At 59.5% G+C, this 25,793-nt stretch carries 24 protein-coding genes; 9 read left to right on the top strand and 15 right to left on the bottom strand.

The window, feature by feature from the left end; translation table 11 throughout:
- Positions 1–27: 27 nt before the first annotated feature.
- Positions 28–702 (bottom strand): type 1 glutamine amidotransferase domain-containing protein, encoded by a 675-nt coding sequence (locus KZ772_RS14090; RefSeq protein ID WP_290537157.1) that lies wholly within the window; start codon positions 700–702, stop codon positions 28–30.
- 137 nt (positions 703–839) lie between these two features.
- On the opposite strand from KZ772_RS14090, the gene KZ772_RS14085 reads away from it, so the two are divergent.
- Positions 840–2,192, top strand: coding sequence for a deoxyguanosinetriphosphate triphosphohydrolase (locus tag KZ772_RS14085; protein ID WP_290537156.1), 1,353 nt, complete (start codon positions 840–842; stop codon positions 2,190–2,192).
- 65 nt (positions 2,193–2,257) lie between these two features.
- On the opposite strand, the gene KZ772_RS14080 is transcribed toward KZ772_RS14085, so the two are convergent.
- Complete coding sequence (locus tag KZ772_RS14080) at positions 2,258–2,962, bottom strand: hypothetical protein (RefSeq protein WP_290537155.1); 705 nt, start codon at positions 2,960–2,962, stop codon at positions 2,258–2,260.
- Between the two features lie 39 nt (positions 2,963–3,001).
- Positions 3,002–4,987, bottom strand: coding sequence for a hypothetical protein (locus tag KZ772_RS14075; RefSeq protein ID WP_290537154.1), 1,986 nt, complete (start codon positions 4,985–4,987; stop codon positions 3,002–3,004).
- 188 nt (positions 4,988–5,175) lie between these two features.
- Here KZ772_RS14075 and KZ772_RS14070 point away from each other — a divergent pair, with 188 nt between their 5' ends.
- The 7 genes from KZ772_RS14070 (at position 5,176) to KZ772_RS14040 (ending at position 12,943) form a co-directional block, all read left to right on the top strand.
- Positions 5,176–6,429, top strand: coding sequence for a hypothetical protein (locus tag KZ772_RS14070; RefSeq protein WP_290537153.1), 1,254 nt, complete (start codon positions 5,176–5,178; stop codon positions 6,427–6,429).
- Between the two features lie 21 nt (positions 6,430–6,450).
- Positions 6,451–6,897: a hypothetical protein gene (locus tag KZ772_RS14065; RefSeq protein ID WP_290537152.1), complete on the top strand. Its 447-nt coding sequence runs from the start codon at positions 6,451–6,453 to the stop codon at positions 6,895–6,897.
- Positions 6,894–7,727 (top strand): hypothetical protein, encoded by an 834-nt coding sequence (locus KZ772_RS14060; protein ID WP_290537151.1) that lies wholly within the window; start codon positions 6,894–6,896, stop codon positions 7,725–7,727. The genes KZ772_RS14065 and KZ772_RS14060 overlap by 4 nt, the downstream gene beginning before the upstream one ends.
- A gap of 38 nt (positions 7,728–7,765) precedes the next feature.
- The gene (locus tag KZ772_RS14055) at positions 7,766–8,398 is read left to right on the top strand and encodes a CsgG/HfaB family protein (RefSeq protein WP_290537150.1); all 633 of its coding nucleotides are present in this window, start codon (positions 7,766–7,768) and stop codon (positions 8,396–8,398) included.
- Positions 8,399–8,466: 68 nt separating this feature from the next.
- Complete coding sequence (locus KZ772_RS14050) at positions 8,467–9,657, top strand: PDZ domain-containing protein (RefSeq protein WP_290537149.1); 1,191 nt, start codon at positions 8,467–8,469, stop codon at positions 9,655–9,657.
- Between the two features lie 412 nt (positions 9,658–10,069).
- The gene (locus KZ772_RS14045; RefSeq protein WP_290537148.1) at positions 10,070–11,140 is read left to right on the top strand and encodes a hypothetical protein; all 1,071 of its coding nucleotides are present in this window, start codon (positions 10,070–10,072) and stop codon (positions 11,138–11,140) included.
- Between the two features lie 120 nt (positions 11,141–11,260).
- Entirely contained in the window at positions 11,261–12,943 is a 1,683-nt protein-coding gene (locus KZ772_RS14040) for an alpha/beta fold hydrolase (RefSeq protein WP_290537147.1), read from the top strand.
- Between the two features lie 11 nt (positions 12,944–12,954).
- Here KZ772_RS14040 and KZ772_RS14035 read toward each other — a convergent pair whose 3' ends face one another.
- The 6 genes from KZ772_RS14035 to KZ772_RS14010 all read right to left on the bottom strand — a co-directional run bounded on the left by KZ772_RS14035 (position 12,955) and on the right by KZ772_RS14010 (position 18,175).
- Positions 12,955–14,649, bottom strand: a complete 1,695-nt coding sequence (locus KZ772_RS14035; protein ID WP_290537146.1) for an alpha/beta fold hydrolase — start codon at positions 14,647–14,649, stop codon at positions 12,955–12,957.
- A gap of 157 nt (positions 14,650–14,806) precedes the next feature.
- Entirely contained in the window at positions 14,807–15,304 is a 498-nt protein-coding gene (locus tag KZ772_RS14030) for an NUDIX hydrolase (protein WP_290537145.1), read from the bottom strand.
- A gap of 186 nt (positions 15,305–15,490) precedes the next feature.
- Positions 15,491–16,393 carry an endonuclease/exonuclease/phosphatase family protein gene (locus tag KZ772_RS14025; RefSeq protein ID WP_290537144.1) on the bottom strand — a complete coding sequence of 301 codons (903 nt, stop codon included), beginning with the start codon at positions 16,391–16,393 and terminating at the stop codon, positions 15,491–15,493.
- Positions 16,394–16,396: 3 nt separating this feature from the next.
- On the bottom strand, positions 16,397–17,032 hold the full coding sequence (locus KZ772_RS14020) for a thiol:disulfide interchange protein DsbA/DsbL (RefSeq protein ID WP_290537143.1): 636 nt from the start codon (positions 17,030–17,032) through the stop codon (positions 16,397–16,399).
- 172 nt (positions 17,033–17,204) lie between these two features.
- Positions 17,205–17,858 carry a c-type cytochrome gene (locus KZ772_RS14015; RefSeq protein ID WP_290537142.1) on the bottom strand — a complete coding sequence of 218 codons (654 nt, stop codon included), beginning with the start codon at positions 17,856–17,858 and terminating at the stop codon, positions 17,205–17,207.
- Between the two features lie 23 nt (positions 17,859–17,881).
- Entirely contained in the window at positions 17,882–18,175 is a 294-nt protein-coding gene (locus KZ772_RS14010) for a c-type cytochrome (RefSeq protein ID WP_290537141.1), read from the bottom strand.
- 169 nt (positions 18,176–18,344) lie between these two features.
- Here KZ772_RS14010 and yihA point away from each other — a divergent pair, with 169 nt between their 5' ends.
- Positions 18,345–18,998, top strand: a complete 654-nt coding sequence (gene yihA, locus KZ772_RS14005; RefSeq protein ID WP_290537140.1) for a ribosome biogenesis GTP-binding protein YihA/YsxC — start codon at positions 18,345–18,347, stop codon at positions 18,996–18,998.
- 884 nt (positions 18,999–19,882) lie between these two features.
- Here yihA and KZ772_RS14000 read toward each other — a convergent pair.
- The 6 genes from KZ772_RS14000 to KZ772_RS13975 form a co-directional block, all read right to left on the bottom strand.
- On the bottom strand, positions 19,883–20,215 hold the full coding sequence (locus KZ772_RS14000; protein WP_290537139.1) for a Na+/H+ antiporter subunit G: 333 nt from the start codon (positions 20,213–20,215) through the stop codon (positions 19,883–19,885).
- A gap of 128 nt (positions 20,216–20,343) precedes the next feature.
- Positions 20,344–20,613 (bottom strand): K+/H+ antiporter subunit F, encoded by a 270-nt coding sequence (locus tag KZ772_RS13995; protein WP_035245990.1) that lies wholly within the window; start codon positions 20,611–20,613, stop codon positions 20,344–20,346.
- The gene (locus tag KZ772_RS13990) at positions 20,607–21,092 is read right to left on the bottom strand and encodes a Na+/H+ antiporter subunit E (protein ID WP_290519662.1); all 486 of its coding nucleotides are present in this window, start codon (positions 21,090–21,092) and stop codon (positions 20,607–20,609) included. Before KZ772_RS13990 ends, KZ772_RS13995 begins: the two co-directional genes overlap by 7 nt.
- Positions 21,089–22,570 (bottom strand): monovalent cation/H+ antiporter subunit D, encoded by a 1,482-nt coding sequence (locus KZ772_RS13985; RefSeq protein WP_290537138.1) that lies wholly within the window; start codon positions 22,568–22,570, stop codon positions 21,089–21,091. Before KZ772_RS13985 ends, KZ772_RS13990 begins: the two co-directional genes overlap by 4 nt.
- Complete coding sequence (locus tag KZ772_RS13980; protein ID WP_290537137.1) at positions 22,567–22,902, bottom strand: Na+/H+ antiporter subunit C; 336 nt, start codon at positions 22,900–22,902, stop codon at positions 22,567–22,569. The genes KZ772_RS13985 and KZ772_RS13980 overlap by 4 nt, the downstream gene beginning before the upstream one ends.
- Positions 22,902–25,694 carry a monovalent cation/H+ antiporter subunit A gene (locus KZ772_RS13975; protein ID WP_290537136.1) on the bottom strand — a complete coding sequence of 931 codons (2,793 nt, stop codon included), beginning with the start codon at positions 25,692–25,694 and terminating at the stop codon, positions 22,902–22,904. The genes KZ772_RS13980 and KZ772_RS13975 overlap by 1 nt, the downstream gene beginning before the upstream one ends.
- Between the last annotated feature and the right edge of the window lie 99 nt (positions 25,695–25,793).

Here is a 25,793-nt window from a genome sequence, read left to right as displayed (position 1 = left end):
AACCTTATCGCAGCCAACCTGTCTCGGCTATTCCCGGTACAGCGCCTCGACCATGGCGTCGGCCACGGCCTGGCTGGATTGCGGGTTCTGCCCGGTAATCAGGCGCCCATCCGTCACCGCATGGCTGACAAACTTGTCCGCCAGATCCAGCTTGGCACCCAGCTCTTCCAAACGCGTGGCGAGCAGGAAGGGCATCACCTCATCCAGCCCCACTTCCCGCTCTTCCTCATTGGTAAAGCAGGTCAGGGTGCGGTTCTGCACCAGCGGCGCGCCGTTCTCATCGCGCAAACCGACCAGAGCCGCCGGACCATGGCAGACAGCGCCGAGCAGGCCTCCCTGGACCCAGGTGCGCTCCATCACCGCCGCCACCAGTGGGTGGTCGGGCATGTCGAACATGGCGCCATGACCACCGGGCACAAACACCCCGGCGAAACCGTCTTCCCAGATTTTCTCCAGCGGGCGGGTATCCTGCAGGGCCGCAATGGCCTCGGACCATTGGGCCTTCTGCTCATCATCCGGCACGGAATTGGGGTCCACCGGGATCTTGCCACCGCGGGGACTGGCCACCACCACCGGAATATTCTTCTCACGGAACAGCATCCAGGGCACCGCGAACTCTTCCAGCCACAGGCCGGTCTGTTGACCCTGGCCCATTTGCGCTGCACTGGTAACCAGCATCAGCAGGGGTTTATCAAGATTCATTACGCCTCCCGTTCGTGTTCAACTGCGTTCCTGTTCTGTTCATCCCAGCACGGCCCATGGCAACATGCTGTGATTGGTTCTTCTCACGTTGGGTGCGACGGCGTTTTTCATCAAGCCCGCAGGCGGATTTTTTTTGTATGGACTGGCACCAGTTACTCAACAAGGCCCGGCTGGGCGGACGCAGCGCCAAGGATGAAAGCGGACGTACCGCCTTCCTGCGCGACCACGACAAGATCATCTTCTCCGGCGCCTTCCGGCGCCTGGCGCGCAAGACCCAGGTGCATCCCCTGGCCACCAACGATCATGTCCATAACCGGCTGACCCACTCTCTGGAGGTGTCCTGCGTGGGGCGCACCCTGGGCATCCGCGTGGGTGAACGGCTGCAACAGCGGCAGCTGTTGCCGGACACGGTCAGCGCCACCGACTTTGGCGACATCGTCCAGTCCGCCTGCCTGGGCCACGATATCGGCAATCCGCCGTTTGGCCACACCGGTGAACGCGCCATCCGTGCCTGGTTTCAGGAGCGCGGCCAGCGGTTTCTGGATATGTTGCCCGCCCACCAGCAAAGCGATCTGACCTTTTTCGAAGGTAATGCCCAGGGCTTTCGCATTATCACCAAGAGCGAGTACCACCAGTATGACGGCGGCATGCGCCTCACCTACGCCACCCTGGCCACCTTTCTGAAATATCCCTGGCTGTCCGACGATGCCGGCGCCGCCAGCAGCAAACCGGGCAAGTACAGCGCCTTTGTCTCGGAAGCGGATGCCTTTCGCGAGGTAGCGGCTGCCACCGGCCTGCAGGAGATTTCTCCGGGCCGTTTCTGCCGCCATCCACTGGCCTATCTGATGGAGGCCGCCGACGACTTCTGCTATGCCATCATCGATCTGGAAGACGGCCTGGAAATGGACCTGCTGCACTGGGACGAGGTCTATGCCCTGCTGCAACCGGCACTGCCGGATACCCCCGAAGTGCGTGACCTGATCCACTCCGACCTGCGTGACGGCCGCAAGGCCGCACTACTGCGCGGCAAGATCATCGAACGGTTTATCGAAGCCGGAGTGGAAGCCTTCGTGGCCAACCACGACAACCTTCTGGACGGAAAAATGGAAGGGGATCTGATCAGTCACTGCGAACCAGCAGTGCGCGACGTGGTGGAAAATGCCAAGCAACTGGCGCGCTCGAAAGTCTTTGAACATCCCAGGAAGATCGAGCTGGAAATCGGCGCCTTCGAAGTGATGGGCGCGCTACTGGACGGGCTCATTGAAGCGGCAGTGTCCCATGCCTGCGATAGCGCCAGGAACTATCGCCATGAACGGATCATCGACCTGATCGGTCGACACAGTTTTCCGGAGAATCTGGCGACACTGCCAGAACAGGAAAGGATCTATCAGTGCATCATGCGGGCACTGGATTTTCTTGCCGGCATGACAGACAACTATGCCACCTATCTGGCCAAGCAGTTTTCAGGGATGGCGGAAACACGCTATTGAAAGCGATCGTGAAAAAGCGCTCCCGGACTGGATGTCCGGGAGCGCTGTGATGCCAGGGTGAAAGATCAAAGTGCCGGGGTTGGCACCTTCACACCCACGGCGATAAAGGTCTCCAGCTCATCGATGGAGCCGAACGTATCCGAGCCGGTATAGTTGGCATACCCACCGAGAATCATGGTGTCACCATCGGCACTCAGGGTGAACGTTTCCTCATCACCGGGAGCATCGCCGGGCCAGAGCACGGTTAACTCCTGGCCGCTGACAGACCAGCTACCACCCGGACCATTGGCTTCGTCGATTGACTCATTGGTTTCCGTGAAGTGCTCACAGTTTTCCCCGAACTCATCACAGTTCTGCTCTTTTTCCAGATTCATGAAGCGAGCCCCTTCATTGATGACCTCCTGCAAGGTGCCATCGGCGTTGAAGGTAATCAGGGAGCTGCCTCCAAAGTGCTCCAGCGACGTGCTCTTGTAGGAGGAACCAGCATCTGCGTAGTTCTCTGAGAGATTACCGGAGAACACCACCAGATAGGTGGAACCACTCACAATGCTCGACAAGTCAGTGGGTGCAGCACCTTCGAGTGCATCCAGCCTTTGGGAGTTGTCATTGATCGCTGCAATCAGGGCGGCAAAATTCCCATTCACTTCGCTGGCAAGGGCCGGCGAATTGGCAGAAAAGACGGTGGTATCTGTACCTTCTACAACCTCGGAAGCCATCGCGCTGGCGCTCATCATTGCTGCGGTGAGGCCTGTCAGAATCATTTTTTTCATGTCTATTTCCTCTCAACGTTTTTTCTTGAACCAACGGCCTCACTGCCAGTTGGCTTGATCCCAGTTAAATTCGTCCCAGACAGCATCAGGGGTTTCATTGTTGCAAGCGTTTGCAGCAGGGTCCGGGTTACACGGATCCGCATCATCCGGGTCCGCCGTATTGGCACCGAAACCATCGCCATCCTCATCGACACTTTCGGTAGCATCATCCGGGAACGCATCTGCGTTATCCCCCACACCATCACCATCCGTGTCAGTGGTTTCCGTTGAATCGTTGGGGAAAGCATCTGCATTGTCCCCCACCCCATCGCCATCACTGTCAGCGGTTTCGGAGGGGTCGTTGGGGAAGGCATCCCCATTGTCACCCACGCCATCGCCATCGCTGTCTACGCTTTCAGCGGGATCTTCCGGGAACGCATCGCTGTTATCACCGACGCCATCTTCATCGCTATCGGCAGTTTCCGTACCGTCGTTGGGGAAGGCGTCACTGTTATCCCCGACACCGTCATTGTCTGAATCCGTGGTCTCGGTGGGGTCTTCGGGGAAAGCATCGCTGTTGTCGCCAACGCCGTCTTCGTCCGTGTCCGTGGTTTCGGAGGGGTTATTCGGGAAGGCATCCCCATTGTCTCCAACGCCATCGTTATCACTGTCCACGGTTTCGGTGGGATCATTCGGAAACACGTCCGCATTATCACCGACGCCATCTTCATCGCTATCCAGCGACTCGGACGGGTCTTGCGGGAAAGCATCGCCGTTATCCCCAACACCATCCCCATCGGAATCTACCGTCTCGTTGGGATCTTGGGGAAAGGCGTCGCTGTTATCGCCAACACCGTCAGCATCGGTGTCGGTGGTTTCGGCAGGGTCATCCGGAAAGGCATCATCACCATCAACAACGCCATCATCGTCGCGATCCGGATTATAGGGAGCGCTGTCCTGCTCATTGAGCTGGCCATCGCCATCAATATCCGCATCACTGCTATCCGGCGTACCATCCAGATCGATATCACTTTCGGTTTCTGCCGGCTCGATAACCGTGGTGGTGTTCTCCGCGGTAGTGGTATCCGCGTCCACGCCGGTATCAGCGGTTTCATCGGCCACCACCGTTGCCACTTCAGACACCGTCCTGGTAGAGCCGGGGATAGTGAGTGTGGAAGGGTCCTGGGTGACTTCCCCCGCCACATCCGCAATGTTGGCGAAAGTCGGGATGGCTTCACCATCACTCTGTCCATCTACCAGGCCGTCATTGAGGTCTTCAGACAGGGCGGCAAACATGGAATCCGCCGTTTCCGTGCTGTTCGGATCGGCGGATTTGGCGGTTTCCGCCATGTCGGCCATCAGCGCCGCCACGGCTTCCACCGCGGTCCGCAACTTGACTACCTGCTCCTGGTCATCCTGGTCGCCGGTAATCAGCGGCGGGGAAGACAATAGATCCACGCTGTCATCCAACAGGCCAAAGCCGAACTGGCTGCGCACCTTTCGCTTTGAAAGCGTCAACGCTGCCGCCCATTCATCCGCGCTTACCGAGCCATTACCATCACCGGCAAAACCATTGGCTGGGTTGTCCGCATTGGCCAGCGCCATGTTCACCACCAGGGTGCTCAACGGTGTCGGGTAACTGGTTTGCCCAGCCGCTACCGCCTCCGCGGAGGTCACCGACAACAGACGGGTGATCACCGGCGCCTGCCCCGTAGTCAGGTCGACGGTATCCCCATCGGCCTGCACTTCAACCAGAATTTCACCGGTGGTGCCCTCAGGAATACTGACATTGGTAAAGGCAGCACGACTATTGGTACCACCGGTATCCAGTTGAGCCCCCGCCCCACCTGGTGCATTGATATCCAGCTGATACAAGGTGACAGCGGCATTGGCCAGCGGCCCCTTGACGGCGCTGCCCTTCATGGCAGTACCGGTCTGCGGGGTCCCCGATGAGCCCCCTCCTCCGCCACTGCTGCCGCCACTGCCGCCACACCCTGCGATAGCCACCGCTACCGCCAGGCTGGCGACCCGTAAAGTTCCCTTCATTGTTTTTCTCCCATTTCCTCGATGACGGGAAATCAGGCTAGCGACCGCCCAAGATCACCGCATCCCCCATATGGGGGATGCGCAGCGATGGCAGCCTGGCCAATACTGTCCCAGAACGACTCCGGGCGGCGACGGATCTGGGGATATCCCGCACGCCCGCAACAAGAAAACATCCAACGGGGAAGTTGATGGCTACCTTTTTTACGCCTGCTGTTTCAGGGGAACACCCCCTCTTTGTCAGCAAGAAACACCTGCTGCCGCTGATCGCTGCCGGCCTGTTGAGCGCCTGCGCCACCGGCCCCAAACAATACGCGGTGACACCGCTGGACCCGGCCAAACAGGAGTATGTGGCCAGCCAGCCGTCTGCCCTGCAGCCCGCCTGGCGAAAACTGTTCCAGGAAGGACGCCGCAATGAAGTGCTCAACCTGATGGAAATCGGCGCCACCGCGTTCAAAACCGGGGATCTGGACACCGCCCGCCGCACCCTGGATGAAGCCATTGCCAATATCGAGAGCGTGTATGCAGACAACGAGGCGGCACGCAAGGCTCGCAGCCTCTGGTACGAAGAAGGCGAGAAGGAGTTCAAGGGCGAGCCCTACGAACGCTCCATGGTCTACTACTATCGCGGCCTGATTTACCTGATCGATGGCGATTACGGCAACGCTCGCGCCACCTTCCTCAATGGCCTGTTGCAGGATGCCTTCGCCGAGGAAGAACAGCACAGCACCGACTTTGCCTCACTGGTCTACCTGGCCGGTTGGGCGGCACGACTGGATGGCAACGAGCGTCTCGCCGGTGAGCATTTCGAGGAATACCGTCAATTCCGCCCCGACGGCCCGGTACCAGGCGACAAGGACAACACCCTGATCGTGGCGGAAACCGGCACCTCCCCACGCAAGCTGGCCGACGGTGTGGGTCACTACGAGCTGGTCTACCGTCGCGGCAAGGGCTTTACCGAGAATCGCGCAAAGATCGCTGGTGAGGGTCTCAACCAAACCCTCTACCCGGCAGAAGACGTGTTCTTCCAGGCGTCCACCCGGGGCGGGCGGGCCGTGGATCGCATTATCGAAGGCAAGGTGCAGTTCAAGCAGACCACAGGAAACGTGGGCGACGCCATGACCAGTCTGAGTGACAACAGCCTGATCACCGGCATCGCTGCCGGTGCCGGAGGCGGCCTTGCCGCCGGCTTCAATACCATCACCGCCATTGGCGTGGCCGCCCAGGGCATGTCCGCTCGCACCAAGACCCGCGCCGACACCCGCTACTGGAGCAGCCTGCCCGACACCCTGCATCTGGGCAGTGCCCAGCTTTCCCCGGACACCAGCAACGCCAGTGTCACCTTCACCAACAAGGCCGGAATTACCCAGCCACCGGGCAGCAAACCTGCCCGTATTTTCTTCGACAAGAATGGCAACGGCGTGATTTTCGCCAGTGCCCGTTAACCCTACGTTAAGGAGAACACCATGCATGCGAAATTCGCTATTGCCGTCGGCCTGCTCGCCGGCGCCCTGCTTGCCGGCTGCCAGAACAGTAACAAGCTGGAACATGAACAGCGTACCGCGCCAACCACCTACAACAGCGTGACCTTCACCGATTACGACCTGAATCGTAATTTCAGTGGCGGCATTCCCGGTCCTCACAAGGTGTTCCGCTTTACCGCCGAAAAGCATGGCATTCGTCGCACACCGGCTAATACATCGGAAGTCTTTGTCGTCCTGCGTAATCACACCGATTACAACGGCATCCTCGAAGCTCGCACCCAGTTCTTTGACCAGTCCGAGATTCCCACCGACGTGGAACCGCGCTGGCAGCGAGTGGTGGTACCGGCCAACTCCACCAGTGTCTATCTGGAAAAATCCACCACCACCGCGCAACTGAAATACCGGGTGGAAGTGAGGCAGGCCAAATGAAAACTGTCGTCGCTATCGCCTTGCCCTTCGCCTGGCTGGCCAGCAGTCAGGTTCTCGCTCAGCAGGATCACCCCGCCACCGAAATGATGGCACCCGCGCAGGCCCCCATGAGCGAAGAAGCCTACGCGGAAAGCCTGCGTGATCAGTCCCAGCGCCCCCCGGAGCAGGACGTCATCAACCGTTTTCGTCAGGCCTTCCCCGACCAGGGAAAACCGCGTATTGCCGTCTTCTGGAATCGTGAATTCCCCAGCCGCGTCAGCGACTGGTACAGCCATTATCGCAGCAGCCTGAATGCCAAGGGTGAACTAAACGTAACCGGCAAGGATGCCCGTGAAGAAAAAGGCCGCGCCACCCTGACGATGGAACAGGAAAGCCGTGGCGGGTTACGTACCAGCGATCGTAACGCCATTGCCATGGGTTTGCAGGGCGGACTCATCAGCGCTTTCAAGCAAGGCGGGGCCACCGTCATTGATCAGGCCATGGCCCAGCGCATCACCGATAACGCCCTGGAAGACGGCACCTTCGAACGCGCCTCTCCAGATCAGTTGCGCCTGCAGATGCGCGCCCTGTCCCAGCAAGCGGATTACGTATTGGAACTGGTGGTAGGCAGCGAGTTTGACCGCGATGGCCTGTACCAGGTGCGCGTGTTGTCAGTGAAAGACGCCAGCGTGGTGGCTGTGTTCAACACCGACGGCAAGCCGCCGGGCAGTGAAGACCAACATGCCTGGGTGGTGGCTGAAAGCGGCTTCGAAAAACGCGATCGCCCGCAACCCATGAGTGCCACGGGCAAGGAAATCGCTCTCCATACCATGGCCCAGATGAGCCAGTAAGCACCTTATTTATCCACGAATTCCATGAGGGGAACACCATGAACGCTTTTAAACCCATTGCCATCCTCGGTGCCGCTGTACTGCTCAGCGCCTGTGCACCGTCACGAGTCGATAACGCCGCCGGCCAGCCTTCTGTATACCAGGACGTAGGCAGTGCCGGTCGGGTTCAGGGGGTCGGTATCGAGTCCCAGGACGTGGTCGCCATGACCGACAAGATGATGCGCAGCCTGCTGTCCAATCCCATGGTATCCAACCGCCCCACCCCGCCACGGGTGCTGATCGACATGGACGGCTTCAAGAACGAGAGCACCTCGGTGATCAACCTCAATATGCTCGCCAAGCGCCTGCAGATCGAGCTTACCCGTGCCGCTAACGGGCGCATGGTGTTCGTCAATCGCCAGAATCTGGCAGCCATCCAGAAAGAGCGCGAAATCAAGCGTGAAGGGCTGGTGGACGGCGGCACCATCCGCAAGACCCAGGCCACCGCCGGTGTCGACTATCAGATGTTTGCCACCATCACTTCCCAGGACGCCATCGACCGCCAGAGCCAAATGCGTCAACGCTACCACTACATTTCCTTCGAAATGGTGGACATGGAGCTGGGCACCCTGGTGTGGGGCGACGGCTTTGAGATGAGCAAGGCCACCCAGGACAACATTCTTTACCGCTAACACCTCGTTCCGTTTGCGGGCGTCCGGGGAACGACCGCCCGCGCGGATCGGGATACAGGAGAAATATCATGGAACGTCTTTCTGCCGGCATCCGCTTGGGGGCGGTTTTTATCGGCTCGGTATTCCTTGGCGCGTGCGCCTCCAACCACCACAGTGGCACCAGCAACCATGCCTCTGTCGCCATCATGGGACTCGCAGGACAGGCCAGCACTGCCGAAACCACCACCAACGGTCGGGTAACCACATCAACGGATACCAACGCCTACCACGCACAGGTAGTGCAAGCGAGCAAATCCGGCCAGACCGCCTGCGTCAAGGCGGAAGTGCAGTCTGGCAAGATGGTCTACCACTCCACCATCGCCCCGCCAGGCACCTTCCAGGTGCAATCCCAGCACTCCACGGATGCCTGGCGCTGTGTGGATTACAGCAATGGCGGCCAGCAAGTCTGGGCGCTGCTGGATACGAACGCCACCGGCACCGCCGTCAACGCGGAACCCCTCGGCAAGGGCCTGCTTGGCATTCGCATCAACCAAACTGAAGACAAGCACTTCCTGAAAGTGGAAAGCCTGGTGCCGTTGAGTGCTGCAGAAGAAAGCGGCCTGCTGCAGAGCGGCGACCTGATCGTAGCCATCGGTGAAGGCAAGGACGGGGAAATGACCCCGACCAGCGGCCAGACCCTGCAACAGCTCGTTGCCCAAATGCGTGGCGAGCCCGGCACCTTTGCTCGCCTGAGCATCATGTCTCCGGGCACTGCCGGCACCCGCGACGTGCTCCTGGAGCGTCGAGAGCAGACTGCTGAGCAACAGGTCGCCATTCAACAGCAGCAGATCGACGCCCTCGCCATCAAGGACAACAGCGGCCAGTTCCTGTCGCCCTACACCAGTGATGGCGTTACTGCGGAATGGGTCAACAAGACCATCAACGTGTCCATGGGCAAGGCAACCGGGTCAGCCGTTGGCGGCATCGCCGGCGCCTATGCCGCCAACAAGGTACTGGAAAACGTCCCCTTCGGCGGCATGCTCGGCGGCTTTCTCGGTTCCAAGGCCGGCAAGGCCGTGGGCGGAAATACGGCGCTGGAAGCCTCCGGCGGCTGGGACTTCATTCGCAGCAGCTCGGACATTTCCTTCAACTCCATGAATGACATGGCTCGCTGGCTGGCCACCACCCACAGCGGCAAGAGCAACTTTGTCGATGTGATCAAGGCCGCCGACAAAATCTACCCCGGCCTGCAAACCGCCGTGGCCAATTCGGCACGCTGATCAGGAGCCCACCATGTCTATTCTTTACGTCTACCGACTAACCCTGATCTTTGCCAGCGCGCTGCTAGTCAGTGGCTGCATGACCTATCGCTATGTGCCCGCTGAAGGGAATACCCCACTCAGCACTGACAACGGGTCTCTGCCTGTCAGGTTTCACATCGAGCCTGTGAGCGTGGAAGCCCACTCCCGGGTTCGCAGCCATCCTGATTGGAAAGAAATCCCCCCGGCTCTGGAAAGTTCTCTCGAACCAAAAATACAAGCGTTATCCGCTGGCACATCGGCAAGCACGTCTCCGAGACTGGCAGTACACATGGAAAACTCCCAGTTCAAAATAAACTGGGGCCACTTTTTCATGTATATCGCCTCAATCTTCACTCTACCAAGCAGCTCCGACATGCCATTCGATAGTGAAATGACTGTAGCAGCGGGTGACGAAACACTGTTCACGTCCCAGGCCAGCGGCAGCATCCGGGGTTATATTTCCGTCTATTCACCCTCGGCACTTTTCGTCGGCAAAAAAGATCCTGCTATTGCCTCCGCGGACATGGCCACCGACATGATGCGCCAACATCGGCAAGCGCTGGAAGAATGGGTCGCTGTGCAGAAACAACAGTACGATCAGGAAATCGCTGGCAAGGATATTCTCGAACAACGTCAGTGGTTGATCGACAATCCAAGCAGCCTGTTTGCCAGTGAGATTCTTGCCAACCTGGCCAGCCATACCCCGAGCCGCAACAGCCTGGGCTGGCACCGGGAAAATGTGTCCCTGTTTCCCGGGTACGTGGCCTTCCTCTCCGAGGAAGACGCCCTGTGGTTTGTCGGTCCGGACGGGCAACGGGTGATCGATCTGGTGGATGCCGCCAGGCGCGGCACCAGCCAGTCCATTCTGGCAGCTCAGGTGGAAGCCCAGGGGCCCTACAAGCTCTTCAGCGACGAGGAAATCCGCCGCTTGCGCAAGAGCGGGCTCTCCAGCGACCTTATCGCTGCCATGATCCGCAGCGGCACCCAGCCTGCCGCGCAACCCGACACCACTGCCAACCTGGCGGCCAGCCCCCGTGCCAGCCAGCAAGAAACCTTGGCGGCCCTGCTGATTCCTGACAACAGCGGCGAGTATATGAGCCCCTGGACCAGTGATGGCGTTCTGGCGGAATGGGTCGACAAGGCCATCAACGCCAAGATGGGCAGCGCCGTCGGCTCCGCAGCAGGCGCCTACGCCGCGCAGAAAGCGCTGAATAACGTGCCTTTCATCGGCGGTTTTCTGGGCTCGAAAGTCGGTAAGGAAGTCGGCCGCACCGCTGCCATCAGCGCGTCCGGCGGCATGGACTACATTCGCCAGACCTCCGACCAGTCATTCCGCAACCTGGAAGACATGGCCCGTTACCTGAAAGCGGTCCATGCCACCAACAGCAACTTCCAGGATGCCATCAAGGCCGCCGATGCGATCTACCCCGGCCTGATGCAATCTCTGGCTTCCGCAGAGTAAATCCCTCCTGTCCTCCGGGTCAGCAAGGCTGACCCGGAGGCAACATTGCGCCCTTCCCGATTCACTCCTCCTTCCCGAAAGTTTGATACAGTTCATACAGGGAACTGAGGGTAAAACGCCATGGATGCTGAACAAAAACAATGGGACACCCTGATCGGGCGCATCTATGAAACCGCCCTGTCACCGGGTGACTGGGGGGAATTGCTGGAGCCCATGGTCGACTGGTGCCAGCGCCAGGAGCAAGATCTGGAGGTGATGGAGTCGCTGCTTCAACACCTGGATCGCGCTGTTCGCAGCAGCAATCACATGCACTCCCAGGAAGACCAAAACCACCTCCTCAATGACATGACCAATCGGCTGCCCTGGCCCATGCTCATGCTTGATGACCAGCTGCATGTGGTGAAACACAATTCGGCAGCCGACCGTATCCTGGCCTCCGGGCCACTGCGCATGGCCGATGGCGGCGCGCTGATGCTCAGTGACCCTCGTCTCAAGCAGCAATTACAGCAGGTTGTTCGCTTGCAGCAAGGCCGTGACAGCCAGTTACTGCATTCCGAGCAGGAACAGCTGGTACTGCTTTGTATGCCGGTGTTCCGCTCTGACGCCCCTGATGAGGTGTCACGTATCACCACGGTAGTCTGGGTGTTTGCCGACAAAAGCGTGGCGGCGCCATCGGTCCAGTCCCTGGCTGACCTGTTCGGCATTTCCCCCGCCGAAGCCAGGCTACTGCATCTGCTGTGCAAGGTGGGCAATCTCAGCCAGAGCGCAGAGCTGCTATCCATCAGTGTTCACACCGCCCGCACCCAGCTGAAATCGATCATGGGCAAGACCGGCATCAGCAGCCAGGTGGCCCTGGTCAGCCGGGCCATGAGCCATGCGTTGCTGGCGACGCCGGCTCTCACCACCCACGATGGCCGCGAAGAGCGTTTCATGGTGCTGCCCGACAACCGCGTATTGAGCTGGTTCGAATATGGCTGCCCGGAGGGTAAACCTCTACTGGTCATGGAGAATCAGGCCGGGAATATGCCGTGCCATGAACCCCATCATGACTGGTATGTATCCCAGGGACTGAGGGTGCTGGTGGTGGTTCGCCCCGGCTTTGGCATTTCCAGCCCCTGTCCGAATGGCAACTTTGTGGATTTTGCCGAGGATCTGCGCCATTTTTGCGAACGCCTTAACCTGCAAAAACCCGTCCTGGCCGGCTATTGTTTCGGTGGACCCTACGCCCTTGCCGCTGCCGCCAAATACCCATCCCTGTTTGAACGGGTCGGTGTGATTGGCAGCATTGTCCCCTGGCAATACATGCAGGAAGGCCAGCTTGACCCCATGCATGGTCGGCTCCTGAAAATGGTAGATCGTGACCCCAGACTCTTTATCGCTCTTGGCAAGATGGCATTGCGCGGGGTCAATCGCTCGCCGGAAAAATTCTTTTCCTTCTTCTCCCGGTTTCTGGATGACAAGGACGCCAGCCTGATCAACGACCCAGTCGTGCAGGCAATCACCCTGCCGCAATTACGGCAGCGCTGGTTTCAGGGGGCCAGAGTGATCATTGATGACTATTTGCGGGTACTGCGACCCTGGGGATTCGAGTTGGAGGAAATTTCTATTCCCACCCTGGTCTGGCACGGCGCCCTGGACCGCAGCGTGCAACTGGAACCGGCCCGGTTGATGGCCCAGGGCATCCCCGGCGCCCAGTTCCATGTGCTGGAAGATCAGGGACGCTACCCGGTGATCGAGTGCTGGCAACCATTCATTGAAGCCCTGGCGGGTTCGGTACCACAAGCCATCACGCAACGGGCCTGATCACGACGGCCTTACTCAGCCACAAAGCTGGCCAGAATCTGCGGCCACCGGGAATAGATAAAAAAGTGACCACCATCCGGCAACAGGGTTAGTTCACTGTTGGTTAACCAACGATCAAGTTGTATTGCCTGATCAGCGGGCACCTGCCCATCCTGTTCGCCATGCCAGAGATACACTGGCAGCGTCAGTGATGATGGTTCCGGGAGCGGCGTGCGTGCCACTGCCTGCAAGTCCTGAACGAATCCCATGGAACCCTGCCGGCACGACTCTCTCAGCGCCAGCAAATAACGTTCCTGATGACCCAGTTCGGCAAGCAGTTTGCGGTCCACCGACGATCCCAAATGGCGGCGAGGGTTTTTCAGAATCGTGCGAGCCATATGGTCCAGAACAGTCTCAGCCAGGCCCGGCGCCTTGTCAGCCAGAGCAACAGCCAGGCGCATCATGCCCTTCAACGGTTTACCCGCCTCCCCACCCGGAGGAGCCAGACTGGAAACCAGCCCCAGACGGCTGACTCGGTCTCCCAACCGGGCCGCGCAATGCAAGGCCAGGAATCCGCCCAGCGAGTAACCCAACAGATGGAATTGCGGCAGCCCCAGATGATCGGCCAGGCATCGCATGTCCTCCGCCAGATCATCCACCGTCCGCTCGGTCAGCGCCTCCGACTCACCATAACCTGGGCGCTCGACGATAATCAGGCGAATCTGCATGTCCCGCAACACACTGTCACCGCCAGGCACCTCCAGACGGGAGCCACGCACACTGTGACAGAACATCACCGCCACCCCCTGCGGATCACCGTACTCCGCAAAACAGAGCCGCTGACCATGGGCGCCTTTGCAATAACGTAACCCCGTCGCTTCACCGATCTCATCAGCTACGTTTCCGGTTATCGACTCTCTACCCCTGAGAGGTGCCAGACCGGACAGTACCAGCGACACCAACTCTGCCTGCCGGGCCGTTTCCGTTTTTCGGAAAACGGATTTTAACTGGGTTCGTACCGTCTGCTCCGAGACCTGACGGCGCTGGGCAATGCTGCGCAGATCATAGCCATGAATCAGGTCCCGAGTGAGATCTGCCTCCGCTGCCGACAACTGATACAGGTCGATCAGCGTTTGCTCATCAATCAAGGACTGGAACTCAGGATTGGATAAAAACAGGGTGACCGCCGGGGGGTCATTGTCGTCCCTGTCTTTTACCAGATCTGCCGGACATACCAGCAGGGAGACGGAGCGAGGATCCCCCGGGGACAACATCAAGGCATGGCTGCTGCCTTCGTTGAGAGACTGCGCGATATAGTGATGGAGCAGTTTATGCTGCTCACGATTATTGATCCGGAAATGGCCATCATGATTGGCCAGCATTTCATGTTCTGCCAGGGTGCGATCAGCCTGCTGGTTCAACATGATGATATTCAACCGGTCATCGAGCAACGCCACCCCCATCGGCAGCATTTCCAGCGTGCGATCCAGCAAATTCTGCGACACCGCCTGGGACTCGAACCGGTCAGCCATGTCCAGCGCCTGGCGGATATGGGGCAGCAGTTGCTCAAGCAGTTCCCGTCTGGCCACAGGATTCTGGTAGATGGCATCGTCGTCAAAGGGGTTGGCGGTTTCCTGCAGTGCCGCCACCAACGCCGGCCAACGATTTTTATCCTGAGCAGCCTGATACAACAGCAAGGCCAGATCCGATGTGGAAAACCCCGTCATTCCCCTCCTCCTGTCACCCCGACATTCACAATCAACTGCACCATGACAGAAGACCTGGCGAGATGTCACCGCTTCAATGAAACCGACCAGGCACCCACAGCAGCACCGCCAGTCAGGACAAACAGTGTATCCAGGCTACCGTGATGAAGCTGTCAGCTCAGCACCCGTTCTGTTGGGGCGCAACGCTGGAGTCGACCTGCTCACGCAGCAATTCCTTGAAGTCCTCGAACTGATAGGAGAAACGCCAGTTCTCCTTATCCAGTTCATCCACTCGATACCAGCCGATCGCCTTCACTTCCAGGCGGCCGGCAGTGGGCACATCCGGCTTTTCCGGTGAGCACGCCGGCTTGCAGTCATAGAGATGGAACCCGTTTTTCATCACTCTGAGACGCCGGCCCACGGTCACATCCAGCCCGGTTTCCTCATAGGTCTCCCGGTGCGCCGTACACTGGGCCAGCTCATCGGCTTCACGAGTACCGCCCGGCACCCCCAGCTTGCCGCCCCAGCGATGGGTAATCAGCAGCACCTTGTCCTCATGCAGAATCAAACAGCCCGCATTGGCACGCCGATCATCTTCCTGACCAGCCACCCGCGGGCAATCAGCAAGCACCGCGCCGGGCAGCAGCAAGCAAAGCAGCCAGAGCATTCGCTTCATGTTTTTCCCCATGGGCCGGTAATGGGACCCCATATTTAACAGTGAAGAGTGAACAGTTAACAGCGGCGCGGGCAACGTTTCCTGGCCCCCAACGCAAGAGGCCGCGACCCATAATCTGGCGCGGCCTCAAAGGCTGGAGCAACCCATAAACTCAATCGCGAACTATTAACTGTTCACTGTTAACTGTTAACTAATCAGCGGCAGCCGGTGCTCCCGCGTTGCCGCAATCACCTCATCCGGGACCAGAATTTCCGTGGCCAGAGGCAGGTGGTCGGACAGCAGGCAGTCGTCAAGTACGCGTGTGTGACGACTTTGCAGTGCCGCTGACAGAAGAATGTGGTCGATGTGCCGATCCGGGGCCCAGCTCGGGTAGGTATTGAGGTTATCGGCCTCCACAGTCCGCAGCCCCAGGCTTGCCAGAGGGGATGCTTCCAGGTGCTCCAGACGGCAATTGAAATCCCCCATCATCACCACATACTTGTAGCCTTCAAGCAACCGGGTCAGGTAAGCCAACTGGGTATTGCGCACCTTCTCGCCAAGGGCAAGATGGGCAACCACCACCACCAGAGGCTGGATAGGATGACCATACTTGATGATGATGGCACCACGCCCGGGCAGACCGGGTAACCGATGATCCTTCACCTCGAAGGGCTGATGGCGACTGAGGAAACCATTGCTGAACTGGCCGAGACGGCCCAGATTGCGGTTGAGTTGCTGGTGCCAGAAGGCGAAATCGCCCAGCGATGCCAGGTGAACCAGCTGATTCATGTTGCGTGACCGCAGGCTGCCACCATCCACTTCCTGCAGCCCCACCACATCAAAGTGGCTCAGCACTTCGGCAATCTGTTCGATGGTTTCCACGCTGCGCGGATGCGCTACCAGGTGTTTCCAGCTACCGGTGATGTAATCGCCAAATTTCTGGCTGCCGATGCCGGCCTGGATATTGAAACTGAGCAGCTTGATGCTCTTTTCCGGGAGGATGATTTCACGGGTCTGGCGAGTCCGTCGCACGCCTTCCCGAGCGAAGGAAAAGCCCGCAGGGCGGGCTTTCCAGTCACGATAAGCATTGCGGGCACGGTCCAGCAGCATGAATCAACCGCCAGTCCTTTCCTTGTTGGCCAGATACTCGATGACCTCGAACAGCTCGCCGGTGGTCTTCAGGTTCTCGCGCAACACCAGGTACTTGCCGTTAACAACAAAGTTGGGCACGCCCGGAATCTTGTATTCCTTGGTCAGCGCCTCCGCCTGACGCACCTTGGTGGACACACCAAAGGAGCTGTACAGACGGTTGAACTTGTCCGGCTCCACGCCGTATTTACGGAAGAAGTTGGCCAATGCCGGCTCATTGAACAGCGGCTCACGGTGCTTGTGAATGGCATCAAACAGGGGACCGTGGACTTCATCCACCAGGCCCAGGGTTTCCTCGATATAGTAAGCACGAGCCAGCGGCTCGGCGTTACGCAGGAACAGCACCGGGGTGCGCACGTAATCAATATAGTCCGGCTTGGATTCCAGCCACGTGTCTACCGCCGGTTCCAGGGAGTAACAGTGGGGGCAGGCGTAGGAGAAAAACTCCCGCACTTCCACCTTGCTGGGGTCACTCACATTGCCGGGCACATCCAGAATCTTGTAATGGGTGTCCACGGCAAAACGGGCATGTTCGTCGGCTGCAACCGCAGCGGTTGCCAGGCCCAGACTCATCAGCAAAGCCGTCACAAAGCGAAGCATGGGTTCATCTCCTTATTGTTGGTCTCCGCACGGTATGACCGCCGGAATCATTATTTTCTCCCGCCGCCGAGTAAAAACACATCGATGCAGGGAGAATCATTTATCTTTTCATGATAACAACGAAAAAGGCAGCCCGCAGGCTGCCTTTTCTACAAACCGTAACCAATCAGATCTATTTGGACAAACCAGCAATGTAGCTGGCTACCGCCTTGATCTGGGAGTCACTCATTTTGGCAGCAACGGTCTGCATCATGCCTGGGGCGTCACCATCGGTATCGTTGGTGCGCTTGACCACGTTATCGCCCAGGTCATTACGGCCAGCGGCACGGAAAGCCTTCAGCTGATCTTCCACATACTGGGCATTCTGACCAGCCAGGTGCGGATACTTGGCGCCATCAATACCCTGCCCTGCAGGGCCATGGCAACCGGAGCATGCAGGCAGACCATTAGCTGCATCCCCACCGCGATACAGTTTGGCTCCCTGCTCTACCCATTCCGGGTCAGCCTGACCGGATTGCGCTTCCTGAGAAGCATAATACGCCCCCAGATCCGCCATGTCCTGCTCACTCAGGTTGGCCGCCTGGCCGGCCATGATGGCATTTTCACGTTTACCGGACTTGTAATCCTGAAGCTGCTTGACCAGGTAGGCTTCACCCTGACCCGCCAGTTTCGGGTAGTTACCAGCAATCGGCTTGCTACCACCGGGGCCGTGACAAGCGGCACAGGGAGCGGCTTTTGCTTCACCAGCCTCAGCATCGCCTGCAGCCAGAGTCGGGTTGGCTACTACGGCAGCCGCCATCAGCACGAACAGTTTGAAAAACTTCATGGCCTATCCTTTCGTACAGCGTCTTATTTGCTTTTGGACATGTACTCAATCAGAGCACGGTATTCGTCGTCGCTACAGTCGTTGCACATGCCTTTGGGCGGCATGGCGTTGAACCCTTCCTTCACGTGCTTGACCAGGGTATCCATGCCTTTAGCACGCAACGGTTTCCAGGCGGCTTCATCGTGAGCCTTGGGGGCACCGGCTGCGCCGGAAGTATGGCAGAAGGTGCAGCTACTGTTATAGCGCTCTTCCACGGTGGCGGCGCTGGCCGCTCCTGCCATCATGATCAATGCAATACCTGCTACCAAACCCTTCATATCCTACCTCTGCTATGCTGGCGTCAACCGCTGGCGAAGTGTGGATTTGCCTTTCCCGTCAAACCCTTGTAGAACGTCGACCGCCCTGGCAACCGCCAGGAGGGCCAGGCGGACGGGATTATATACCAGTCTGGCACGCGCCGTCATATTCCATGTGAAGGGTAAGGTTATGGGTAACAGTGAAAAGCATCCAGCAGAGATCCTGCTCCATCAGGCCAGTTTCCTGCAAAGTGCCCAGCGCCTGGACCAGTGCCCGCCTGACGAAGGCCGGGAAGTGGCCTTTGCCGGCCGCTCCAACGCCGGCAAATCCAGCGCCATCAACCGCCTGACCGGCCAGAGAACCCTGGCGCGAACCTCCAAAACCCCCGGCCGCACCCAGTTGATCAACTTTTTTGCCCTGGACGACGAACGGCGTCTGGTGGATCTGCCCGGCTATGGCTACGCCAAGGTAGCCAAGAGCAAGCGTAACGAGTGGCAGGAACACCTGGATCACTATCTGGCCGAGCGCCAGGTGCTGGTGGGGCTGGTGCTGATGATGGATATTCGTCATCCGCTCAAGGATTTCGACCTGCTGATGCTGGAATGGTCCGCCCAGGCCAACATGCCCATCCATATCCTGATGACCAAGGCCGACAAACTGAAGTTCGGCGCTGCCAAATCCACCCTGCTGAAGGTGCAAAGCCAGCTCAAGGGCCATCCTGCACCACTGTCACTACAATTGTTCTCTGCCACCAATGGCACCGGTTGCGACGAGGCCTGGAAAAAACTGGGGGAATGGCTGGAAATAGGGTCAGACGCCGATCGCCGGATGTCGGACGACTAGGCCATCTTTTAGCGTCAGACCTCCGACTTCAGACGTCCGACTTTTCTCCAGACAAAAAAATCCCCGGCAGCAATTCTTGGGGGGAAGGGAACGACTTGCTGCCGGGGGGGCTTGCCACCCCGGCTTCTTTGGGGGAAGAAGGCCGGGGCAAAACACGACGAACCGGTGAGGGTACTGGGGGATCGGGGGGCCGGCCCGTCGCTCTTATAGAGACTGCCGTTTTTTCAGAAAAGTTCCAGCCCTTCATTCCCTGTTTTTGCCCGACTGTCGATGTACGTCACAAAACTGGCACTAAGGGGCACTCCCGTCCCACGACAGGGCGCCAGCGAGGCCTGGCTGAACGCGAAGGAAGCCCCCTATCTCACTGATCAGCAAGCACTAATAGCCAAACAGAAAACCTGGCACGCTGATTGCTTTATTACAATCTGCGAACCTGTATAAAAAACGCGAAGAATTTGCAGTTTGCCATTGCCTTCCGACACAAGCGGCGGGCAAAAAAAAATCCCTGGCAGCAATCTTGGGGGAAGGGAACGACTGTGCTGCCAGGGAGGCTTGCCGCCCCAACCTCTGGGGAGAGATTGGGGAGTCCAAATAAGCTACGGATCGACGAGGGTACTGGGGGATCGGGGGGTGCCAATCCGTAGCTATTCTTTACGACCACACCGTTTTCCCGAAAGTTCCTGCCAGTTTCACCTTTTACATTTTTTACAGAACAAGCTGCGAGCCCCTAGCTTTTAGCTTCTACGCGATTGTCCGCAAGCACCACATCCCCGAACTCTGCGCCGCGATTCACGCCAAACCCAAACACCCCGCGGGCACAGCCTCAAGGGCTCCCCACCGTAATGTCGCGACTCAAAGCTAGCAGCTAGAAGCTCATAACTGCCTTACTGCTTCCAGGGCTCCCCGCGCGTGCCCTTCATCCGTTTCAGATCCCGGTGCATGGCCGCCTTGGCCAACATGTGGGCCGATACCGGGGCCGTGATGAACAGGAACAGGGTGATCAGCACCTCATGCAGTTGCAGCCCGCGCTCCTGCCAGGAAAAAAACAGCAGGGACGCAATGATGGTACCGCCCACTCCCAGGGTGGTGGCCTTGGTAGGACCGTGCAGGCGAGTGTAGAAATCCGGTAGGCGCGCCAGGCCGATGGATCCGATCAGCGCAAAAATGCCGCCCACCACTACAAAAATCGCCACCAGCCATTCAATTACTGTGTCCACTTTATTCTCCAGCCATTGTACGAATACAGGGCCCAGGTACTTGATAGAAGGTCAAATGTCGGAGGTCGGACGTCTGACGCTAAAACACAGACCCAGACTTCCGACGTCAGACCTCAGACGTCCGACCATCACTCAATAATGTCGCCGCGGGTAATGTATTTGGCCACCGCCACGGTGCTGACAAAACCGATCAGGGCAATCAGCATGGCGGCCTCGAAATACAGCTTGCTGTCCACCTGGATGCCATAGACCACGATCAGGGCAATGCTGTTGATATACATGGTATCCAGCGCCAGCACCCGATCCGGCAGGGAGGGGCCGATCACCAGCCGATACAGGTTCAACACCCAGGCCACCGTAAGCAGGCCAAACGTCAACGAGATGGCACTCTCTAGCATTCGAAAATCTCCTTGATCGGCCCTTCGTAGCGCTGCTTGATTTCCGCCACCAGGGCCTCCGGATCTTCCACGTGCAGGGCATGCACCAGCAACCGGGTGCGGTCCTCACTGACATCGGCGGACACGGTCCCCGGGGTTAGCGACACCGTGCTGGTAAGCACAGTAATGGCAAAGCTGTCGCGCAGGTCCAGTGGCACTTCCACAAAACCGGGCTGCAGATCCTTCACCGGCCCCAGCACTTTCAGGGCCACCGCCAGGTTGGCCAGCAGAATATCCTTGGCCACCCGCAGCACGAAACGCAGCAGCCCCATACGATCACGAACCAGCGGCACCTGTGGCCAGAAAGGCCGGGTGCCCAGCGGCAACACCACCGCCAGAATCAGCCCCAACAAGGCATGGCCCACACTGAAGCCATTGAGGAGCAGCCAGGTCAGCCACAGCACCAGGGTAAGACTGGGATAGGGAAGCAAGCGCTTCATGAGGCACCTCCCAACACCGCGCGAATATAAATCGTCTGGTCCGCCAGCTGGTCGGCCACGCCAGCGCATAGCTGCAGCAGAGGCTCCGCGGCCAGGGTCAACACCGGGCTCACCAGCAACAGGGCCAGCATGGGAATGACACGCCGCTTACCGAGTTTCTTGCCGACAGCCTCACCATGCACCCGCCAGAACAACGTCGACCCGGCCCGGCTCAGACCCACCAGGCCAGCCAGCCCCGCCAGCAACAGGAGCGCCCAGTAAGGGGCACTGGGCACCGCCTGCAACAGCGCCACCTTACCGACAAAACCGGACAGGGGCGGCAACCCCACCACCGCCACCGCGGCAGCAAAAAAGGCCGCGCCCAACCAGTTGCCGTGGGCCAGTGGCGGACCGGACTCCAGCCGGTCATCGCTATCGCCCCGGGAGCGGCGCAGCAGATCACAGAGCAGGAACAGGGCACCACAGATCAGGGTGGAATGGATCAGGTAATAGAGTGCCGGACCGACAGTCTCGGGGTCTCCCAGACTCAGTGCCGCCACCAGCGTGCCCACGGACATGACCACCAGATAGGCCACCAGCCCGCCCAACCGTTTCGCCGCCAGGGCACCGATAGCCGCCAGCGCCAGGGTTACCAGCGCCAACCACCAGAGCAGATCGGCCCCCAGCCCCGCCAGCGGCCCGTCACTGAAGGCCAGCGCCTGCATGCGCAGGATGGCGTAGATGCCCACCTTGGTCATGATCGCAAACAGCGCCGCCACCGGCGCGGTGGCATTGGCATAGGTGGCCGGCAGCCAGAAGTACAGCGGAAACAGGGCCGCCTTCAGGCCGAACACCACCCACAGCAACAGCACCGCCACGGTCAGCAGGATCTGCTCGCTGCCCTCAAGGGCCTGGGCCTTGACCGCGAAGTCGGCCATGTTGAGGGTGCCGGTGGTGCCGTAGATCAGTCCCAGGGCGATCAGGAACAGGGCCGAGCCGGCCAGGTTCAGCACCACATAATGCAGGCCGGCCTTGACCCGATCCGGGCCACGGCCATGCAACGCCAGGCCGTAGGAGGCGATCAGCAACACCTCGAAGAACACGAACAGGTTGAACAGGTCACCGGTGAGGAACGCCCCGTTGATACCCATCAACTGAAACTGGAACAGGGAATGGAAGTTGGGCCCCCGGCGATCATCACCGGCGCAGCCATATAAGAGTGCCGGCAACGCCAGCACCGCAGTGAGCAACAGCATCAGGGCGCTGAGCTTGTCCAGCACCAGCACGATACCGAACGGCGCCTGCCAGTCGCCCAGCTGATACACCCCCACGTCACCCTGGGCGGCCTGTTGCCACAGCACCAGCGCCACCGGCACCAGGGCAATACAGGAGAGCAGACCGGTAAAGCGCCGCAACCGTTGCCGCTCGCGCACCTCCAGCAACAGCAGCAGCCCGGCGAGGGCAGGAATCAGGATGGGCGCAATAATCCAGTGCGTCATGAACGTTGCTCCCCGTCCTGACCATCCACATGGTCACTGTGCTGCTCCCCCTGACTGCGCAGGGCCAGCACCACCAGGAAGGCAGTCATGGCGAAACCGATCACGATAGCGGTGAGCACCAACGCCTGGGTCAGCGGGTCGGTGGGGTCTTCACTGGCACCGACCACCGCCACCTGGTTGATCTTCAGGCCGCCCATGGCAAACAGGAACACATTCACCCCGTAACCCAGCAGGGTCAGCCCAAGCACCACCGAAAAGGTGCGCGCACGCAGGCACAGGTATACGCCGGTGGCCACCAGCACGCCGATAATCAGCGCCACTAACAACTCCATCAGGTGGTCTCCTTCTTGTCATCCAGCAACGACAGCTTGCCCAGGTTGGCCAGGATCAGCAGGGTGGCGCCCACCACGGTGAGGAACACGCCGGTATCAAACAACATGGCACTGGCCAGCTCGAAGTCGCCGATCATGGGCAGGTGCACATGGGTAAAGGTACTGGTCAGGAAGGGCGCATCGAAGGCCCAGCTGGCTACCCCGGTCAGGCCCGCCAGCAACACGCCAAGGGCCACCAGCGGGTGGTAATCGCCAGGAATACGTTTGTGCACCCAGGTCACCCCGGATGCCACGTACTGCAGCAGCAGTGCCACCGAGGTAATCAGCCCCGCCACAAAGCCACCGCCAGGCAGATTGTGGCCGCGCAGGAAGATATACACCGCAATCATCAGCGCCAGCGGCAACAATGGCCGCGACAGGGTCACCAGCACCAGCGGGTGGGCGTCATGGGCCCAGGGCCGGCCAAAGGGGTCGTACTTGGCAGACACCAGCTTCAAGTCACTGAGCAGGGCATAGATCCCCAGGGCCGCGATGCCCAGCACGGTAATCTCGCCAAAGGTATCAAAGCCACGGAAGTCCACCAGGATCACGTTCACCACATTGGTACCGCCCCCGCCGGGCACGCTGTTTTCCAGGAAGAAGGGGCTGATGGTGGCAATCTCGGTGGTCATTACCAGCAAGGCGGCCACCGCCACCCCCGTGCCGATCAGCACCGCCAGCACCGCATCACGACCCACCCGCAAGGAGTTGGAATCCGCCTTGGCCCGCGCCGGCAGGAAGTACATGGCCAGCATCAGCAGCAGCACGCTGACCACTTCCACAGAAAGCTGTGTCAGGGCCAGATCCGGCGCCGAGAAGCGCACGAAAATCAGCGACACAATCAGCCCCACCACACTCAGGCAGATAATCGCCATCATCCGCTGGCGGTGCAGCACCGTGGTCAGCAGGGCGGCAGCAATCAGCATCAAGGCACAGAGAACCGATACCCCATCCACCGGTAGCATGGCGCGCTCTCCGGTGAAGCTGGCCAGGTTGGGCAACTGCCATACCAGCACCGCCGCCACCAGCGCCAGCACCCAGGCCAGATAACCCTGCAGTGACCCGCTCTGCAATCGCCGGGTAACACCAGCGGCCAGCCGCACCACGGCCTGGATCCGGCCTTCGAACACCCGCTTGGCATCAATCTCCGGCAAACGCGCATACCAGGCAAACAGCCCGCGACGGCACGCGTACACCGCGATACCCCCGACCAGGGCGATGACACTCATCAACAGCGGAATATTGAGCCCGTGCCACACCGCCAGGTGATACTCGGGCAGGGTACCACCCAGGGTAGCCGTGGCCGCCACCGCCAGCAGCGCCGCCACGGTGATCGCCGGGAACACCCCCACCGCCACACACAGGGCCACCAGGATTTCCACCGGGATCTTCATGTAACGGGGCGGTTCCTGGGGCGGGAACTTGGGCAGATTCACCGGCTCGCCATTGAAGAACACATCGTGGATAAAGCGCGCCGAGTAGGCCACCGAGAACACCCCGCCCAGGGTCGCGCCCAGCGGCAACAGCCAGCTCAGGGCGCCCAGCTGGTCGGACTGCAGGGTCTCGGTAAAGAACATTTCCTTGGACAGGAAGCCGTTCAGCAACGGCACCCCGGCCATGGCCGCCGACGCCACCATGGCCAGTACCGCCGTGTAGGGCATGTACTTCCACAGGCCATTGATTCGGCGCATGTCGCGGGTGCCTGTCTGCTGATCGATAATGCCCGCAGCCATGAACAGGCCCGCCTTGAAGGTGGCGTGGTTGATGATATGAAACACACCTGCCACCGCCGCCAGCGGCGAATTCAGCCCGAACAGCAAGGTAATCAGACCCAGGTGACTGATAGTGGAAAACGCCAGCAACCCTTTCAGATCATGCTGGAACAGGGCCCATACCGCCCCCCACAGCAGGGTGGCCATACCGGCGGCGGTGACCAGATAGAACCACAGGTCGGTGCCCGCCAGCACCGGATAGAAACGCGCCAGCAGGAAAATGCCGGCCTTCACCATGGTGGCCGAATGCAGGTAGGCACTCACCGGCGTCGGCGCCGCCATGGCATGGGGCAACCAGAAATGGAACGGGAACTGGGCACTCTTGGTAAACGCCCCCAGCAACACCAGGCAGAGGATCACCGGGTAGAGAGCGTGTTGCTGAACCAGCGCACCACTCTCAAGCACCGTACTCAACGAGAAGCTGCCCACCACATGACCAATCAGCAGCACCCCGGCCAGCAGCGCCAGGCCGCCCATGCCGGTGACCGTCAGCGCCATACGAGCACCCTTGCGAGCAGCACTGTCGTATTGCTTGTAGCTGATCAGCAAAAAGGAACTGAGACTGGTCAGCTCCCAGAAAAACACCAGAAACAGCAGGTTATCGCTGGTCACCACCCCCAGCATGCTGAACATGAACAACAGCAACAAGGTATAGAAACGGCCGCCATCATCCTTGGCCGGCAGGTAATAGTGGGCATACACCACCACCAACAAACCGATGCCCAGAATCAACACGCAGAACAACAGCGCCAGGCCATCCAGCCGCAGGGCCAGATTCAGCCCCAGGGACGGCAGCCAGTCCAGTGACCACTGCTGCATCCCCCCTTCCCAGATCGGCATTGACGCCTGGGCCAGCAGCCCCAGGGCAGCCACCACCGGCAGCGCCACCAACAGGGCGCACCAGCGCCTCCCCAGCTGGCGAGTAAACATGGGAAGCAGCGCCGCCAGAAGAGGAAGCAGAACAATTGCAGGCAACATCATGTGCTCTCTTGAATAACAATCCTTGTGCTACCCACAGGCAGCAAAACTCGGCAAGTATGCCATGCCCCCCTTCCCTTGCAAGAATCCCACCGACAGCAG

This window comes from Alcanivorax sp. (assembly GCF_019431375.1).
GTDB classification, from domain to species: domain Bacteria; phylum Pseudomonadota; class Gammaproteobacteria; order Pseudomonadales; family Alcanivoracaceae; genus Alcanivorax; species Alcanivorax jadensis_A.
The sequence above is the reverse complement of the archived record's forward strand: the minus strand, read 5'-3'. Positions and strand labels throughout refer to the sequence as shown.

Excerpts from the sequence above, each read along its gene's own strand:
- KZ772_RS14030 (WP_290537145.1), bottom strand. The coding sequence starts at position 15,304 with ATGAAGCGAATGCTCTGGCTGCTTTGCTTGCTGCTGCCCGGCGCGGTG.
- KZ772_RS14045 (WP_290537148.1), top strand. The coding sequence starts at position 10,070 with ATGACTGTAGCAGCGGGTGACGAAACACTGTTCACGTCCCAGGCCAGC.
- KZ772_RS14065 (WP_290537152.1), top strand. The coding sequence starts at position 6,451 with ATGCATGCGAAATTCGCTATTGCCGTCGGCCTGCTCGCCGGCGCCCTG.
- KZ772_RS13995 (WP_035245990.1), bottom strand. The coding sequence starts at position 20,613 with ATGCTAGAGAGTGCCATCTCGTTGACGTTTGGCCTGCTTACGGTGGCC.
- KZ772_RS14015 (WP_290537142.1), bottom strand. The coding sequence starts at position 17,858 with ATGAAGTTTTTCAAACTGTTCGTGCTGATGGCGGCTGCCGTAGTAGCC.
- KZ772_RS13975 (WP_290537136.1), bottom strand. The coding sequence starts at position 25,694 with ATGATGTTGCCTGCAATTGTTCTGCTTCCTCTTCTGGCGGCGCTGCTT.
- KZ772_RS14075 (WP_290537154.1), bottom strand. The coding sequence starts at position 4,987 with ATGAAGGGAACTTTACGGGTCGCCAGCCTGGCGGTAGCGGTGGCTATC.
- KZ772_RS13990 (WP_290519662.1), bottom strand. The coding sequence starts at position 21,092 with ATGAAGCGCTTGCTTCCCTATCCCAGTCTTACCCTGGTGCTGTGGCTG.
- KZ772_RS13985 (WP_290537138.1), bottom strand. The coding sequence starts at position 22,570 with ATGACGCACTGGATTATTGCGCCCATCCTGATTCCTGCCCTCGCCGGG.
- yihA (WP_290537140.1), top strand. The coding sequence starts at position 18,345 with ATGGGTAACAGTGAAAAGCATCCAGCAGAGATCCTGCTCCATCAGGCC.
- KZ772_RS14055 (WP_290537150.1), top strand. The coding sequence starts at position 7,766 with ATGAACGCTTTTAAACCCATTGCCATCCTCGGTGCCGCTGTACTGCTC.
- KZ772_RS14040 (WP_290537147.1), top strand. The coding sequence starts at position 11,261 with ATGGATGCTGAACAAAAACAATGGGACACCCTGATCGGGCGCATCTAT.
- KZ772_RS14050 (WP_290537149.1), top strand. The coding sequence starts at position 8,467 with ATGGAACGTCTTTCTGCCGGCATCCGCTTGGGGGCGGTTTTTATCGGC.
- KZ772_RS14085 (WP_290537156.1), top strand. The coding sequence starts at position 840 with ATGGACTGGCACCAGTTACTCAACAAGGCCCGGCTGGGCGGACGCAGC.
- KZ772_RS14080 (WP_290537155.1), bottom strand. The coding sequence starts at position 2,962 with ATGAAAAAAATGATTCTGACAGGCCTCACCGCAGCAATGATGAGCGCC.
- KZ772_RS14035 (WP_290537146.1), bottom strand. The coding sequence starts at position 14,649 with ATGACGGGGTTTTCCACATCGGATCTGGCCTTGCTGTTGTATCAGGCT.
- KZ772_RS14060 (WP_290537151.1), top strand. The coding sequence starts at position 6,894 with ATGAAAACTGTCGTCGCTATCGCCTTGCCCTTCGCCTGGCTGGCCAGC.
- KZ772_RS14020 (WP_290537143.1), bottom strand. The coding sequence starts at position 17,032 with ATGCTTCGCTTTGTGACGGCTTTGCTGATGAGTCTGGGCCTGGCAACC.
- KZ772_RS14070 (WP_290537153.1), top strand. The coding sequence starts at position 5,176 with ATGGCTACCTTTTTTACGCCTGCTGTTTCAGGGGAACACCCCCTCTTT.
- KZ772_RS13980 (WP_290537137.1), bottom strand. The coding sequence starts at position 22,902 with ATGGAGTTGTTAGTGGCGCTGATTATCGGCGTGCTGGTGGCCACCGGC.
- KZ772_RS14025 (WP_290537144.1), bottom strand. The coding sequence starts at position 16,393 with ATGCTGCTGGACCGTGCCCGCAATGCTTATCGTGACTGGAAAGCCCGC.
- KZ772_RS14010 (WP_290537141.1), bottom strand. The coding sequence starts at position 18,175 with ATGAAGGGTTTGGTAGCAGGTATTGCATTGATCATGATGGCAGGAGCG.
- KZ772_RS14090 (WP_290537157.1), bottom strand. The coding sequence starts at position 702 with ATGAATCTTGATAAACCCCTGCTGATGCTGGTTACCAGTGCAGCGCAA.